Source organism: Flavivirga amylovorans, assembly GCF_030540875.1.
In the GTDB taxonomy this organism is placed as follows: domain Bacteria; phylum Bacteroidota; class Bacteroidia; order Flavobacteriales; family Flavobacteriaceae; genus Flavivirga; species Flavivirga amylovorans.
The window spans coordinates 855,366-869,098 of record NZ_JAUOEM010000001.1; the positions used below are offsets into that span (position 1 = coordinate 855,366).

The 13,733-nt window shown below is 31.2% G+C and carries 15 protein-coding genes; 8 read left to right on the forward strand and 7 right to left on the reverse strand.

What is annotated here, in order from left to right; all coding sequences use genetic code 11:
- The first annotated feature begins 151 nt into the window (after positions 1-151).
- On the forward strand, positions 152-1,432 hold the full coding sequence (locus tag Q4Q39_RS03445) for an NAD(P)/FAD-dependent oxidoreductase (protein ID WP_303280968.1): 1,281 nt from the start codon (positions 152-154) through the stop codon (positions 1,430-1,432).
- A gap of 480 nt (positions 1,433-1,912) precedes the next feature.
- A complete protein-coding gene (locus Q4Q39_RS03450) occupies positions 1,913-4,066 on the forward strand; it encodes a TonB-dependent receptor (protein ID WP_303280969.1) in 2,154 nt (717 codons plus the stop codon).
- A gap of 59 nt (positions 4,067-4,125) precedes the next feature.
- Here the strand turns inward: Q4Q39_RS03450 and Q4Q39_RS03455 are convergent, their stop codons facing one another.
- The 6 genes from Q4Q39_RS03455 to Q4Q39_RS03480 all read right to left on the reverse strand — a co-directional run bounded on the left by Q4Q39_RS03455 (position 4,126) and on the right by Q4Q39_RS03480 (position 8,619).
- A complete protein-coding gene (locus Q4Q39_RS03455; RefSeq protein WP_303280970.1) occupies positions 4,126-4,680 on the reverse strand; it encodes a YbhB/YbcL family Raf kinase inhibitor-like protein in 555 nt (184 codons plus the stop codon).
- Between the two features lie 88 nt (positions 4,681-4,768).
- On the reverse strand, positions 4,769-5,608 hold the full coding sequence (locus Q4Q39_RS03460) for a helix-turn-helix domain-containing protein (RefSeq protein WP_303280971.1): 840 nt from the start codon (positions 5,606-5,608) through the stop codon (positions 4,769-4,771).
- Between the two features lie 104 nt (positions 5,609-5,712).
- Entirely contained in the window at positions 5,713-6,399 is a 687-nt protein-coding gene (locus Q4Q39_RS03465; protein ID WP_303280972.1) for a hypothetical protein, read from the reverse strand.
- Between the two features lie 69 nt (positions 6,400-6,468).
- Entirely contained in the window at positions 6,469-7,548 is a 1,080-nt protein-coding gene (gene rsgA, locus Q4Q39_RS03470) for a ribosome small subunit-dependent GTPase A (RefSeq protein ID WP_303280973.1), read from the reverse strand.
- Complete coding sequence (locus Q4Q39_RS03475) at positions 7,545-7,973, reverse strand: GNAT family N-acetyltransferase (RefSeq protein ID WP_303280974.1); 429 nt, start codon at positions 7,971-7,973, stop codon at positions 7,545-7,547. The genes rsgA and Q4Q39_RS03475 overlap by 4 nt, the downstream gene beginning before the upstream one ends.
- Positions 7,966-8,619, reverse strand: coding sequence for a TetR/AcrR family transcriptional regulator (locus Q4Q39_RS03480; protein WP_303280975.1), 654 nt, complete (start codon positions 8,617-8,619; stop codon positions 7,966-7,968). Before Q4Q39_RS03480 ends, Q4Q39_RS03475 begins: the two co-directional genes overlap by 8 nt.
- Positions 8,620-8,705: 86 nt before the next feature.
- On the opposite strand from Q4Q39_RS03480, the gene Q4Q39_RS03485 reads away from it, so the two are divergent.
- From Q4Q39_RS03485 to Q4Q39_RS03510, 6 genes are all read left to right on the forward strand, one after another.
- Entirely contained in the window at positions 8,706-9,434 is a 729-nt protein-coding gene (locus Q4Q39_RS03485; RefSeq protein ID WP_303280976.1) for an energy transducer TonB, read from the forward strand.
- A gap of 223 nt (positions 9,435-9,657) precedes the next feature.
- Positions 9,658-10,281, forward strand: a complete 624-nt coding sequence (locus Q4Q39_RS03490) for a hypothetical protein (protein WP_303280977.1) — start codon at positions 9,658-9,660, stop codon at positions 10,279-10,281.
- Positions 10,282-10,305: 24 nt separating this feature from the next.
- Complete coding sequence (locus tag Q4Q39_RS03495; protein WP_303280978.1) at positions 10,306-11,649, forward strand: 2TM domain-containing protein; 1,344 nt, start codon at positions 10,306-10,308, stop codon at positions 11,647-11,649.
- Positions 11,650-11,662: 13 nt separating this feature from the next.
- Positions 11,663-11,971 (forward strand): 2TM domain-containing protein, encoded by a 309-nt coding sequence (locus Q4Q39_RS03500; protein ID WP_303280979.1) that lies wholly within the window; start codon positions 11,663-11,665, stop codon positions 11,969-11,971.
- A gap of 10 nt (positions 11,972-11,981) precedes the next feature.
- Positions 11,982-12,311, forward strand: a complete 330-nt coding sequence (locus Q4Q39_RS03505; protein ID WP_303280980.1) for a 2TM domain-containing protein — start codon at positions 11,982-11,984, stop codon at positions 12,309-12,311.
- Positions 12,312-12,360: 49 nt separating this feature from the next.
- Complete coding sequence (locus Q4Q39_RS03510) at positions 12,361-13,116, forward strand: LytR/AlgR family response regulator transcription factor (protein WP_303280981.1); 756 nt, start codon at positions 12,361-12,363, stop codon at positions 13,114-13,116.
- A gap of 12 nt (positions 13,117-13,128) precedes the next feature.
- Here Q4Q39_RS03510 and Q4Q39_RS03515 read toward each other — a convergent pair whose 3' ends face one another.
- Positions 13,129-13,731, reverse strand: coding sequence for a MarR family transcriptional regulator (locus Q4Q39_RS03515; RefSeq protein ID WP_303280982.1), 603 nt, complete (start codon positions 13,729-13,731; stop codon positions 13,129-13,131).
- Positions 13,732-13,733 lie beyond the last annotated feature (2 nt).

Below are 13,733 nucleotides of genomic sequence, written 5' to 3' on the forward strand. Positions count from 1 at the left end.
ACCATTATAGATAAGGTAATTAATTGTGATTTTTTTTAATATAGCTATAATTTACCTTCAATTGTGTCTGATAATTTTAAGCAAATAACAATAGTTTTAAATAGCTAAAAATATGTTTGTGTAGTATCTTTGCATGATACTTTATTTTACTATGAATATTCCACAATCTGATTTCCCTAGAGTCGTCATTATAGGCGGTGGTTTTGCAGGAATTAATTTTGCCAGAAAAATTGCAAACAAAAAAGTACAAGTTGTTTTAATAGATAAAAGAAATTATCACACGTTTCAACCATTATTATATCAAGTTTCCTCAGCAGGTCTAGAGCCAGACTCTATTGCATATCCGCTTCGTAAGATATTAAAGAATCATAAAAACACGTTTTTTCGTTTAGCTGAAGTTGAGTCTATTGATTCAGAGAAGAGCGAACTAAAAACAAGCATTGGTAATATCGGTTATGATTATTTGGTAATAGCTACAGGGACTAAGACAAATTATTTTGGTAATAAATCTATTGAAGAATATGGCATGCCCATGAAAAAAGTGCCTCAGGCATTAAATATTCGTAGTTTAATATTGCAAAATTTTGAGCAAGCAGCTATCACGGATGATAAAGAAGTTCGTAAAGCTTTGTTGAATTTTGTTATTGTTGGAGGTGGGCCAACAGGTGTTGAGTTGGCAGGGGCTATAGCTGAACTTAAAAACCATATTTTACCCAGAGATTATCGTGATTTAATCCCTGAAGATATGCAGATATATCTACTGGAAGGAGCCGCTCGTGTTTTGCCAACTATGAGCGAACATGCCTCTAAAAAGGCAACCAAATTTCTTTCCAAGTTGGGTGTTTTAGTGCACTGCAATACATTTGTTAAAAATTACGATGGAAGAAAAGTACAAACCAATTTAAGTTTGGAATTACAATCTGAAACTTTAATTTGGGCAGCAGGCGTTACAGGGAATCCAGTAAACGGACTTCAGGCAGATGTACTTGTTGACCGTGCTAATAGATATAAAGTAAATGAGTATAATCAAGTTGAAGGTTATAACAATATTTTTGCATTAGGAGATATTAGTTTAATGCAAACCGATGGGTATCCAAAAGGACATCCGCAGGTAGCACAACCAGCTATTCAACAAGGCGAACTTTTAGGAAAAAACCTTATGAAATTGATAGGAGGTAAGCCTATGAAAAAATTTAAATATAAGGACAAAGGGTCGATGGCTACTGTGGGTAGGAATAAGGCTGTTGTTGATTTAAAGCACTTTAGGTTTGCAGGGTTTTTTGCATGGTTTGTGTGGATGTTTGTGCACCTTATGGCATTGGTTGGTTTTAGAAATAGAGTGATTGTTTTCTTTAATTGGGGGTATAATTATATTAATTTTGACAAAGCAGCACGCCTTATTATACGTCCGTTTAAGAAATTAAACCAATAATTTATATTTTTTATATCTAAAGTCTGATTAATAATAGGTTAGATAGCCATGATAGTTTTTGTCTATGATTGCTTTTTTAGCAAAATCTGATAAAAATCCACTTTTTTAGCCTGATACTTCATTGTAAAACCTTGAAAAAGAAAGTGTTTGGTTTTAAATTATTTCAGAACCAATTTGGTATATTCAAATTTATAAAAAAACAGCATAAAAAAAAATTAAAATATGATTCACTTTTTATAGCATTTTTTTGTTGTAAAAAAGAGACATATTTTTTGCGTAGTAAATCTATATTATTTAATTATTCTTCAAGAATTACTGTGCTCAGATATTTAGATAATTAACAAATATCTTTTATAGTTTCACCACTAAAATTCAATTCATCATTAAAAAATTACAGTTCAGTTATATTGAATTTATTTAGGAATAATTCTGTTGCAAATTTGCATCATCAATAAGCATTAAACACCAGAATTAATTATCATGAAACATTATCTAACCATCATTACTGTATTAATATCAATTCATATAAGCGCCCAAAAAACTATAAATGGAACGGTTTTTAATATGAAAAACAATCCTATAGTTGGAGCCAATATTTATTTAGAAGGCGCTTATGATGGAAGTACTACAGACGAAAATGGCACTTTCTCATTTACAACTTCCGAGACAGGAACCCAAACGTTAATAGTTTCGTATTTGTCTTATGAAACATTTACTATGGTTGGAGATGTATCGTATATGCATGACCTTGTTGTTAAACTTAGAGAAGACGTTAGTACTTTAGATGCCGTAGTATTATCTGCGGGTACTTTTTCAGCGGGTGATAATAGTAAGGTTAACGCTTTAAAACCTTTAGATGTAGTTACTACAGCAAGTGCATTAGGTGACTTTGTGGGTGCTTTACAAACGTTACCAGGTACAACAACCGTAGCTGAAGACGGACGCTTGTTTGTACGTGGTGGCGATGCCAATGAAACACAGATTTTTATAGACGGTATTCGTGTCTTCACACCATACACGCCAACAACTAATAATGCACCAACGCGTGGGCGTTACTCCCCATTTTTGTTTGATGGGATTACGTTTTCTACAGGAGGGTATTCGGCAGAATTTGGTCAGGCACTTTCTAGTGTATTATTATTAAATACGATTGATGAACCCGATCAAGAAAAAACTGATATTGGAATTATGAGTGTGGGAGCAACACTTGGAAATACACAAAAATGGGAAACAAGTTCATTGAGCGTAAATGCCTCTTATATAAATTTAGCACCTTACAATGCGGTATTTTCAAATAGAAATGATTGGATAAGTCCTTTTGAAACTGTTTCTGGTGAAGCTGTCTTTAGAAAAAAAACAGATAAGGGCTTGTTTAAACTCTATGGGGCGTTTGATGCCACTAACTTTGAATTGACCCAGGAAGATATTAATAATAGTGAAGGCGTACATTTTAAGCTAAATAACAATAATGTTTATATTAACGGATCGTATCAAGGAGTTTTAAGTGATACTTGGACACTATTTGGAGGTGCAAGTTATACGCATGCTAAAAACAACTTAAATATTATTGAAAGCGCTATTGAAGACACTGAAAATTCAATACATGCCAAGTTGAAATTCAAAAATAGAATTAGTAACCGATTAAAACTCTATTTTGGTGGCGAGTATTTTGCAACAGATTTTAAAGAAGACTATTCAGATAACACAATCAGTAATGAAAGATATGGTTATGATAATAATATTGCAGCAATATTTGCTGAAGCTGATATTTTTATTTCCAAAAGTTTAGCCTTTAAGTCTGGAGTTAGAGGAGAGTATAGTGAGATTTTTAAAGACTTTACTTTAGCACCAAGGTTATCTTTAGCTTATAAAACATCGCCTAAAAGTCAGGTGTCATTAGCCTATGGTAATTTTTATCAAAACCCATCAAGTAATATTTTAAAGTTTAATCAAACTCTTAAAGCTCAAAATACATCTCACTATATTTTTAATTATCAACACAATGGAGATAGAAGGTTGTTTAGGGCAGAGGCCTATTATAAAAAGTATGATAATTTAGTGAAGTATGATACCGATTTTGCCAATTTTGATAGTAATTTTAATAATGATGGCACTGGTTTTGCTAAGGGGATTGATTTCTTTTGGAGAGATAGTAAAAGCATTAAAAATTTTGATTATTGGGTAAGCTATTCATTCTTGGATACGAAACGAGATTATAATAATTATCTGGCTAAAGCCCAACCAAATTTTGCCAATACTCATAATGTATCTTTAGTTGGAAAGTATTGGATAAATGATTGGAGAAGCCAAGTAGGATTTAGTTATGCGTTAGCATCTGGTAGAACGTTTACAAACCCAAATGAGCCAGGATTTTTAAACAATAAAACGAAACCTTATAATAGTTTGAGTCTTAATTGGGCCTATTTAATTAGTCCGCAAAAAATACTTTATGCTTCAGTAAATAATGTTTTAGGGTTTAGAAATATTAATGGCTATCAATATGCTAACACGCCAGATATGAACGGTAATTTTAATAGGAGAGCTTTACAACCAGCAACAGATCAATTCTTCTTTGTAGGTTTCTTTTGGACTATTAGTGAGGATAAGAAAAGCAACCAGCTGGATAATTTATAAAGCGTTATTAATTTTTTGAAATTCAATACCTCGAGGAATAGCCTCGAGGTATTTTTTACTTATTTCGTTCTTTGATAGTAAGTAATTATACTGGCCTTTGCTAATGTATTATTCCATAGGTAGTAGCCAACAACAGCTGGGTTTGTGTTTTTATCTAACCCAAGTTTATCCGTTTTTAAGGCGTAAACCGTAATTATATATTGATGCAAACCATGCCCTTGGGGAGGACAAGGGCCTCCATATCCATTTGTACCATAATCTGTTATACTTTGAATGGCACCTTTAGGGGTTAAATTCAATTTAAAGTCTCCAGCATTTGATACCAATTCGTTAATGCTTGACGGAATATCAAATACGATCCAATGCCACCATCCACTACCTGTTGGAGCATCAGGATCATACATAGTTATTGCAAAACTTTTTGTTCCTTCTGGAGCGTTTTTCCAAGATAGTTGAGGTGATTGGTTTTTTCCTGTGCAACCAAAACCATTAAACTCTTCGTTAATAGTTGCTTCTCCTCCTAGGTCTTTACTGGATAATGTAAAGGTGTTTTGAGCAAATATTAAGTTAGATACAGACAATAATAACCCTAAAATAAAAATTGATTTTTTCATAATGTTTGTAATTAATTATAAGTACAAATTTATGAATAGATGGAAGGGAAGTTGTGTTTAATTCAGTTCAAAAAGTATTGAAAAAAGTTCAATCTAACTGATATTGTTTGGGTGTCACTCCAAATTTGGTTTTAAAAGCCTGTATGAAATTCGATAAGTTTTCATAACCAATTTCTTCAAATATATCTGATGGTCTTTTTGATTTGCTTTTTAACAGAAAAGATGCGTGCTCTAGTCTTTTATCTTGAAACCATTTACTAGGTGTACTTTGAAAATGCTTTTCGAATTCTCGTTTGAATGTTGAGATACTCATATTTGACAAAAATGCAAGTTCTTTTACAGTGAGTTTATTTAATTTATTAGTTTCTATAATATCAATAAAGTGTTGAAATTGACTGTCTATATTAGAAATTAGTGAAAAAATAAAATCAACACCTCTAGTCTCAATTAAATAAATCATTAATTCTTCAAATTTAATCTCTAATAATTTTGTTTGAATGTCTAGACTGAGTTTACTAATATCAATAAGCCCATTCACAAATGTTTTTAAGAAATCATCATATTGAAAAGAATAAATTGATTTTTGACTGTAATTCTCTGTATGATTTATTTTGTGTTTTTGTATAAACTCTAAAAGAGACTCATTAGAAAAGAAAAATAGAATACTTCTATAATTATCAATAGTGTTGGGAAGTGTTTCCGTCATTAAACAATGTCCCATTTTCATTAATAAGAAGTTTGAGTTTTCAATTGAAACAGATGTTTTGTCTGAGAAAACCTCTTTCCTTCCTTCCATAAGAAAGCTAAAAATATTTTGATGTAATGACACCATTTGCTTAAAACATGCTTTGGAAGTCTGATAATCGAATACTTTAAAAGAAGAAAAACTTTGAAGTTTTAAGTCATTTGGTAAATTAATTATTTCCATTTTAAAATTATCTCTAACGATCTACTAAGTGCAGGTTTATTTTATAACCCAAGATACAAATATAGGCTTACGTTTTAATACAAGTAAAGCAGTTATAGCGTTTTTTAGTGGACAGTTTCTAATTTATGGTAATTAACTGTCATTTCATTTTTTACTAGATTCAATGTTTTAATAAAAGCAGTTTCGTTTAAGTATTTATTGGCGTCTGGATTCATTTTCCTTAAATCATTTAAAGTAAGATAATCTGGTTGATATACCTCTGAGATTGTCGCATATAGATAACTATTAGTATCCTTTTTTATATTAAAACCATAGGTGTAAATAGCTAATTTACAAGGTGAAATATCCCCCATAAGGGCATACAGCTTTTCATAAGCAGCCGAAGGTGAAATTTCACCAAAATAGAAACTTTTCTTTTCAATGTTCCAATGGTTTTGTTTAAAAACCTTTCCTATAGAACCGCCTTTCAAAATTTCGGTATGTTCTTTTAAAAAAGCCTTGTTTATAGTATCTGGATATTGAACTACGGCAAAGGTTCTCGTTATATTCTTATTACCATGTATACTGTATAAATTAGATACTCTCAATTTAGAATTTTGCCTAAGAACATCGATACCGTAGCTTCCAAATTTTATTTTAGTTCTTTCACTATTAAGTAGTTTAGTGGATAAAATGGAGTCGTTAAGGGCTGGAAGTGAGGTAGTATGTTGTTTTTTATCAATACAACTATAAAAACTAAACAGAAAACTTGTTAATAGAAAAAGGGAAAGGAAGTAGTGTTTGTTTTTCATTTTTATGATTTGTGGTAACCTGAGTTGGTGTATTAACTCGTTTTTGTTTTTTGTATTATATAATTAAATTTAATACTTATCTCGTTTCCTTTGTTTTTTAATATTCTTAACCATTTTTCCAAAATCTTTATCCTTTTTTCTCTTTTCTTCGACACTAGATTCAAAGAAGACCCTTTCTTTTTCCATTTTTTGAAAATTAGCATAAGAATCAGAATCGATGTCTCCGTTTTCTAATGCATTTAGAATCGCACACCCTTTTTCATTAGTATGTGTGCAGTTTTTGAATTTGCAATTTTGAGATAATTCTATAATCCCATCGAACGTCATTTCTAAGCCTTCCGAAACTTTTGTAATACCAACTTCTCGCATCCCAGGATTGTCGATTAAAATACCGCCATTCTCAAGTACAATTAATTCTCTATGTGTGGTAACATGTTTCCCTCTGTCTATACGTTTACTAATAGCATCCGTATTCATTACTTCTTTACCTATTAGTAAATTTAAAAGCGTTGACTTTCCAGTCCCGGAAGATCCTAATAAGCAATAGGTTTTCCCTTTGTGTATTAAAGCTTTTATTTTATCTAAGCCTATTTTAGATTGATTGCTCATAGCAATTATTGGAACGTTTTTAATACGTTTTTTTATGGTATCTAGAAGCGTATTTAACGTTACCCCATCTACTAAATCTATTTTGCTTAAAATAACAATAGGTGCTACATTGGAAGCATTGCAAATGGTTAAATATCTTTCTAAACGGTTTGTATTAAAGTCTCTGTTAACAGATTGGACAATTAAGCCGTAATCTATATTTGTTGCGATAATTTGAACCTGTGCCTGTTTACCAACAGCTTGTCTTTCAATTATAGAATGTCTAGGGTATATGGCATGTATTAAAGCCTTGCCAGCATCATATTCAGAAATAGCAACCCAATCACCAACAGCAGGTAAATCATACCTGTTTTCGGCTGTAAATCTTAAATTACCAATAAGCTCTGCATCAAACTCGTTGTTATCTGTTTTTACAATATATCTGTCCTTATGTTCTAAGGTGACTCTACCCACAAGAAACGAATCTATATTTTGTTCTTTCCGGTAAGCTTCTAAGGTATCGTTATAGCCTAATTCCTCAAGTGTTAATGCAAATGTCATTTTATTATTTTTTTCATTCTTAGCACTTTTTGATTCGTGCCTTCTTGAATATATTCTTTAAAAGTTTTAAACCCATGTTTTTCATAAAAAGGCTTTCCTATTTTATTTTCGTTAAAAACTTCAACTTCTAAGCTTTGGTGAAATTGATTGATATGATTTACCAATGCTGTCCCAATACCTTTGGAATGATAATTTGGATTTACAAATAAGCCCCCAATTTCGTTTTCTATCATAGAAATAAACCCTACAACTTTTGTAGGTTCTTCATAAACCCAAGTATTAGAGTTTGGAAGATATGTTTCTGCCATGACTTTTTTTACCATTTGAGTAAATGCACTATCTAAAAAAGGGTGAGCTAAAGCAGAGGCTTGTTCCCATATTTTGATGAGGGTTGGGATTTCTTTTTCTTTATATTTTCTAATCATTATTAATTCTAAGATATTTGTATTTATTGATGAGTTCTTCTTTTACCATATCAAGTGGATACTCATTAAATATAGAAAGATAGTTTAATGAAATTCCATCAATTTCAGCAATGAACATATAACTAAGTAAATCACTTTTTTTTAATGAAATTTGATCAAAAATGTTTTTAACAGAGTTAAATAGAAGTGAGGCTCTTTGCTCTATTTGTTCTTTTAAGATTTGTCTGGTGGATGGTTGAAACATAATATTTAAATTGAGTTGAAAAAAGGCCTTGTCATGTTCCAATTGTGAAAAAATAGTTTCAATGAGCTGTACCAATTGAAGTTTTGGTTCTTGAGACGATTTAGATGCTGTTTTCATTTCAATCATTTGATTTGTAACACCCGTGAAAATTTCTATTAAAATAGACTCTTTTGATTTGAAATGATGGTATATCAATCCCTTTGATACATTGGCTTCATGACAAATATTTACCATAGATGTATTTTCAAAACCCTTTTCTGCGAATAATTTAGTAGCAATTTGGAGTACCTTATTTTTTTTATCACTCATAGATATTAATACAAAACCGACCATTCGGTCTGTAAATATATCAATTATTTTAGAATATGATATAATTGATCCGTGAGAGTCCTTTTTGGACATGATAATTGTCATAGTTATTTTATTGAAAATATGATAATTTCAAACTAGTAATTAATGATAGAAAACTATCAATAAATATTAGGGTCATGAAAGCTAAAAAGAATCCAAAATTAGAAATAAGTAGAAATAGTAGTATCTATTTTGCTATAGGTCTAAACATCATGTTACTTTTTTCCTGGCAAGCTTTAGAATATAAAACTTATGAAAAGGATGATGTTATTGTAGATCTTTTAGATGTGGAAACTCAATTTGAAGAGGAAATTCCTGTTGTAACTATAAATACACCGCCACCACCGCCACCGCCACCAGTGGTTACCCAAGAGTCTATTCAAATTGTAGAAGACACTGAAGAGATAGAAGAAACCGTTTTTGAAAGTACAGAATCATCGCAGGAAGATGCTATTCGAGATGTTGTAGAAGTTAGTGATATTAGTGTAGAAGAAGTTGAAGAAGAAGTTGAAGTTGCTTTTGCTCTTATTGAAAATGTGCCTGTTTTTCCTGGATGTGAAGGATTACCTAAAAAAAGGATGAAAGCTTGTTTTCAACAAAAAATACAAGAGCATGTTGTAGAAAACTTTAAATATCCGGAAGAAGCTTTAGATATGGGTATACAAGGACGTGTATCTGTAGTATTCATTATAGATTCTAAAGGACATATTACTGGTGTGAGATCTAGAGGTCCAGATAGACTTTTAGAAGCAGAAGCAGAACGTATTATAAATTTATTACCTAGAATGAAACCAGGAACCCAGCGCGGTAAACCTGTAAAAGTAGCTTATTCAGTACCAATTTTCTTCAAGTATAATGAAGGTTGAGGTTTGTAGATAGTTATTATATCAATGTGTAAATCAAGAGGTATTTAAATATCTCTTGATTTTTTTTATGCAATTTTTATCATAAAATAAGTCAATACTATTTAGAAAAGATATAGGGGTAACATTTCATCTCAAAAAAATAACAGTTCGGTAAGTCAGTTTTTAAAAATAGGGGGTATGATATGATATTTGTTTCATAATTAAAACTATAAAACACAAATACATGAAACATTTAATCATTATTACAGCACTATTAATTTCGGGATTTATACAGTCTCAAACTAATTATGAAAAAGGCATGCAAAAAGCTTTTGGGCTTTGGAGCAGCAATAATACAACAGAGGCATCTAATATGTTTGAACGCATTGCAAAAGCGGAACCAGATAATTGGCTACCACCTTATTATGCTGCACAAATTAATATTATTAGCGGTTTTGGAGAAAAAGACAAAGAAAAATTAACAGCTCAATTAAAAAAAGCACAAGATTTAATCAATGACGCTACAGCTATTTCTAAGGACAATGCAGAAATTCTTGTGTTACAAGCACTATTACATACGGTTTGGGTTGCTTTTGACGGTGCTACTTATGGCAGGACTTTATCTGGAAAAGTTGTTAAATTATATACAAAAGCATCGCTAATAGCACCTAAAAACCCAAGAGTGGCTTATTGTAAAGCAGAATGGGATATGGGAGGCGCACGTTATTTTGGGCAAGACACGACACCTTTCTGTAAAGATCTGGAAAGAGCCATAGAACTTTTTGCTAACTTTAAGCCTGAAACACCATTTCATCCTAATTGGGGTAACGAGCGTGCGGTTCAAGTATTAGAATCATGCAGAAAATAAATTAAATAGTACTAAAAAAATATTATGACAAAATCAGTTAAAAATATCTTTATCGCTTTTGCCATTGGGTGTGTTATCTTTTTAATAGATAATTTCCTCACAGATGGATTTAAACTTAATAGCCTTAACGATCTTTTAATTGAATTTGTTTTTTATCAGTTGTATTCTTTTGTGCTTGGGTTTTCCAATATGTATTTTTTCTATTATATAAACCGTCTTAATTGGAAAAAAGAAGATACTGTAAAGCGTATTATAATAGGAATTATAGGCGCTACCATTATTACATTAATTGGCCTGTTCGTATTGAGAATGCTCACAGCACTCAGTCTTGAGGGCGAGTCTTTTTATGAGTTTATTGCAAATGAAACGTTTAAACCTTATCGGTTTGGATTGTGGATAACACTAACTATCGTTATCATATTCCATGTTGTATACTTTTATAATAGGTACCAACAAAATAGAATAAAAGAGCAAAAGGTCATAGCAGGAACTGCAAGTGCTAAATTTGACGCTTTAAAAAATCAGTTAGATCCACATTTTTTATTTAATAGCTTAAATGTACTCACTAGTTTAATAGAAGAAAACCCAAATAATGCACAAAAGTTCACAACCTCTTTATCTAAAGTATATCGTTATGTTTTAGAACAAAAAGATAAAGAATTGATAACTGTCGATGAAGAATTACAATTTGCTAAAACTTATATGTCTTTACTCAAAATGCGTTTTGAGGATAGTATCGTTTTCGATATGCCAGAAAAGGCATCCAATCCAGAAAGTAAAGTAGTGCCATTATCATTACAGCTGCTTTTAGAAAATGCAGTAAAACATAATATGGTAACATCAAGTAAACCTTTACACATAAAGATTTATGAAGAAAGGGATTATTTGGTTGTTGAAAATAATTTACAACCAAAACAAATAGTAAAGAAGAGTAGTGGCGTAGGTTTGAGCAATATTAAACAGCGCTATGACCTATTAACGAATAGGAAAGTTAATATTAATAAAGAAGCAAATAGATTTGCAGTAGCTATTCCTATGCTTACAAAACAAATTATAGTTATGAGATCGCAAATACAACCAGAAATAGACGATAGTTATGTGCGTGCACGTAAACATGTAGAAGAACTTAAAGGTTTTTATTATAGCCTAATATCCTATTGTTTGGTCATTCCGTTTTTAATATTTATAAACTATCGAACATCATGGGGTTTTCAGTGGTTTTGGTTTCCAATGTTTGGTTGGGGTATAGGTTTAGCCATTCATGCTTTTAGGGTGTTCATTAACGATGGTGCCTTTGGTAGGGATTGGGAAAAACGTAAAATTGAAAAGTACATGCAAGAGGAAGAAGATAATAAACATTGGAATTAAACTACAGGAAATCATGCAAAAATTACTAGATTCACAAGTAGATAGTAACTATTTAAGAGCTCGAAAAAGAGTAGAAGATCTCAAAGAATTTTATTATCATTTAATAGCCTATTGCTTAGTCATTCCCTTTTTGGCTTTTGTTAATTATAAAACGTATTGGAACTTTCAATGGTTTTGGTTTCCAATGGCAGGTTGGGGTATAGGTTTGGGGTTTCACGCTTATAATGTATTTGTAAACAATGGTGTTTTGGGACGCCAATGGGAAGAAAGAAAGATACAAGAGTTTATGGAAGAAGAAGAAGAAAAAATGCGTTGGAGTTAAATTTTGAAACATGAAAAAAAGAGATTATAATTATTTATCGGAAGAATATAAACGAGAAGATGCTTATTTAAGAGCACAAAAAAGACTAAAAGAGATAAAAGGTTTTTATTGGCATGCGTTATGGTATGTATTAGTAAATACGTTTATTATTGTTATGATTGCTATGAATACCAATGGTGATTTTTGGCACTTTGGAACATTTTCTACACCTCTTTTTTGGGGAATTGGTTTAGGGTTTCATGCTATGGGTATATTTGGTAAAAACCTATTTTTTAGTAAAAAATGGGAAGAACGCAAGATGAATGAGTTTTTAGATAAAGACAAAAAACGTTGGGAGTAATATAAACTCATTTGAGTAGTAATAATAACAGATTTATATAAAGAAAGAAATGAATGTAATCATTATTGAAGACGAGAAACCATCAGCAAGACGTTTACAACGTATGTTGAAAGCATTAAATGTAGAGACTCAAATAATGTTGCACTCTGTTGAAGAGTCAATACAGTGGTTTCAAAGCAATGCACATCCTGATTTAATTTTTCTGGATATTCAATTAAGTGATGGTCTGTCATTCGAAATTTTTGAATCTATTGAAATTAAAAGTGCTGTTATTTTTACCACGGCTTATGATGAATATGCGCTACAAGCCTTTAAGTTAAATAGTATAGATTATTTATTAAAGCCTATTGATGAAGAGGATTTAGCTATTGCAGTAAAAAAATATGAAGAACGCGCTCCTCAAAAACAGGTTGTGACTTTAGATTTTGATGATATTAAAAAACTGTTAATCAATCCTATAGATAGAGAATATAAAAAACGCTTTTCAGTAAAAGTAGGGCAGCATTTAAAGCTTATTAATATTGATGATATTGAGTGTTTTTACAGCGAAAATAAAGGCACATACTTATATACAACCGAAGGTAGAAACTATCTTTTAGATACTACGTTGGAACATTTGGAAGATGAGTTGGAACCTCAAACGTTTTATCGTATTAATCGAAAATTCTTTGTAAACATCCATGCTATAAAAGATATGGTGAGCTATACTAATTCGCGTTTGCAAATAAAATTGAAGATGTATAACGAACAAGACGTTATAGTTGCTCGTGAACGTGTTAAGGATTTTAAGGCTTGGTTAGAGTAGGGAGGTACTCACTTATTTTTCTTGATATTCTGGGCAATCTAAACGAATGTCATCACTCAATAATTCTTTTTCCAGTAAATTACAATAACTAGTACTGTTGCTTTTTTTATAAAATTTGCAACCAAAACAAATACGTTGTACTTTAAGAATTCCATTTCGGTTTAGCTTATATATTAATTCACTTAATGTTTTAAAAACACTTTCCAGGTCTACTTGGTTAAAATTTTCTATTTGTGTTTTAAGAGGATTGGCCAAATCGTTGGTTTGAGAAACTATTTTTTTGCCTAAAGCTGATAGCTGTATTGTATAGCTACGACTGTCTGATGATGAATAGTCCTTGATAATAGTTTTTTTCTTATCTAAAACTTTTATAGCATCACTTATTGTTGGCTTCGTGAGATTAAACTCTTTTGCTAAATGGCTAACGTTGCATAATTCATCTTTGTGATAAGCTATAAAAATCAATATTTGAATTTGAATAGGGCTTAAGCCAACTAATTTTGCCTTCTCCCAAAGAAGAATTTTAAAGATTTCAGAAATTCGTTCAAAACCAACAACTATTTTACTGGAAATTTCGTTTTGTTGTTGATTTGGGTCAAAAGCACTTTCATCCATAA

What these genes read in the sequence shown, in the direction of transcription:
- Q4Q39_RS03445 (WP_303280968.1), top strand. Translation starts at nt 152, where the DNA reads ATGAATATTCCACAATCTGATTTCCCTAGAGTCGTCATTATAGGCGGT.
- Q4Q39_RS03450 (WP_303280969.1), top strand. Translation starts at nt 1,913, where the DNA reads ATGAAACATTATCTAACCATCATTACTGTATTAATATCAATTCATATA.
- Q4Q39_RS03455 (WP_303280970.1), bottom strand. Translation starts at nt 4,680, where the DNA reads ATGAAAAAATCAATTTTTATTTTAGGGTTATTATTGTCTGTATCTAAC.
- Q4Q39_RS03460 (WP_303280971.1), bottom strand. Translation starts at nt 5,608, where the DNA reads ATGGAAATAATTAATTTACCAAATGACTTAAAACTTCAAAGTTTTTCT.
- Q4Q39_RS03465 (WP_303280972.1), bottom strand. Translation starts at nt 6,399, where the DNA reads ATGAAAAACAAACACTACTTCCTTTCCCTTTTTCTATTAACAAGTTTT.
- rsgA (WP_303280973.1), bottom strand. Translation starts at nt 7,548, where the DNA reads ATGACATTTGCATTAACACTTGAGGAATTAGGCTATAACGATACCTTA.
- Q4Q39_RS03475 (WP_303280974.1), bottom strand. Translation starts at nt 7,973, where the DNA reads ATGATTAGAAAATATAAAGAAAAAGAAATCCCAACCCTCATCAAAATA.
- Q4Q39_RS03480 (WP_303280975.1), bottom strand. Translation starts at nt 8,619, where the DNA reads ATGTCCAAAAAGGACTCTCACGGATCAATTATATCATATTCTAAAATA.
- Q4Q39_RS03485 (WP_303280976.1), top strand. Translation starts at nt 8,706, where the DNA reads ATGAAAGCTAAAAAGAATCCAAAATTAGAAATAAGTAGAAATAGTAGT.
- Q4Q39_RS03490 (WP_303280977.1), top strand. Translation starts at nt 9,658, where the DNA reads ATGAAACATTTAATCATTATTACAGCACTATTAATTTCGGGATTTATA.
- Q4Q39_RS03495 (WP_303280978.1), top strand. Translation starts at nt 10,306, where the DNA reads ATGACAAAATCAGTTAAAAATATCTTTATCGCTTTTGCCATTGGGTGT.
- Q4Q39_RS03500 (WP_303280979.1), top strand. Translation starts at nt 11,663, where the DNA reads ATGCAAAAATTACTAGATTCACAAGTAGATAGTAACTATTTAAGAGCT.
- Q4Q39_RS03505 (WP_303280980.1), top strand. Translation starts at nt 11,982, where the DNA reads ATGAAAAAAAGAGATTATAATTATTTATCGGAAGAATATAAACGAGAA.
- Q4Q39_RS03510 (WP_303280981.1), top strand. Translation starts at nt 12,361, where the DNA reads ATGAATGTAATCATTATTGAAGACGAGAAACCATCAGCAAGACGTTTA.
- Q4Q39_RS03515 (WP_303280982.1), bottom strand. Translation starts at nt 13,731, where the DNA reads ATGGATGAAAGTGCTTTTGACCCAAATCAACAACAAAACGAAATTTCC.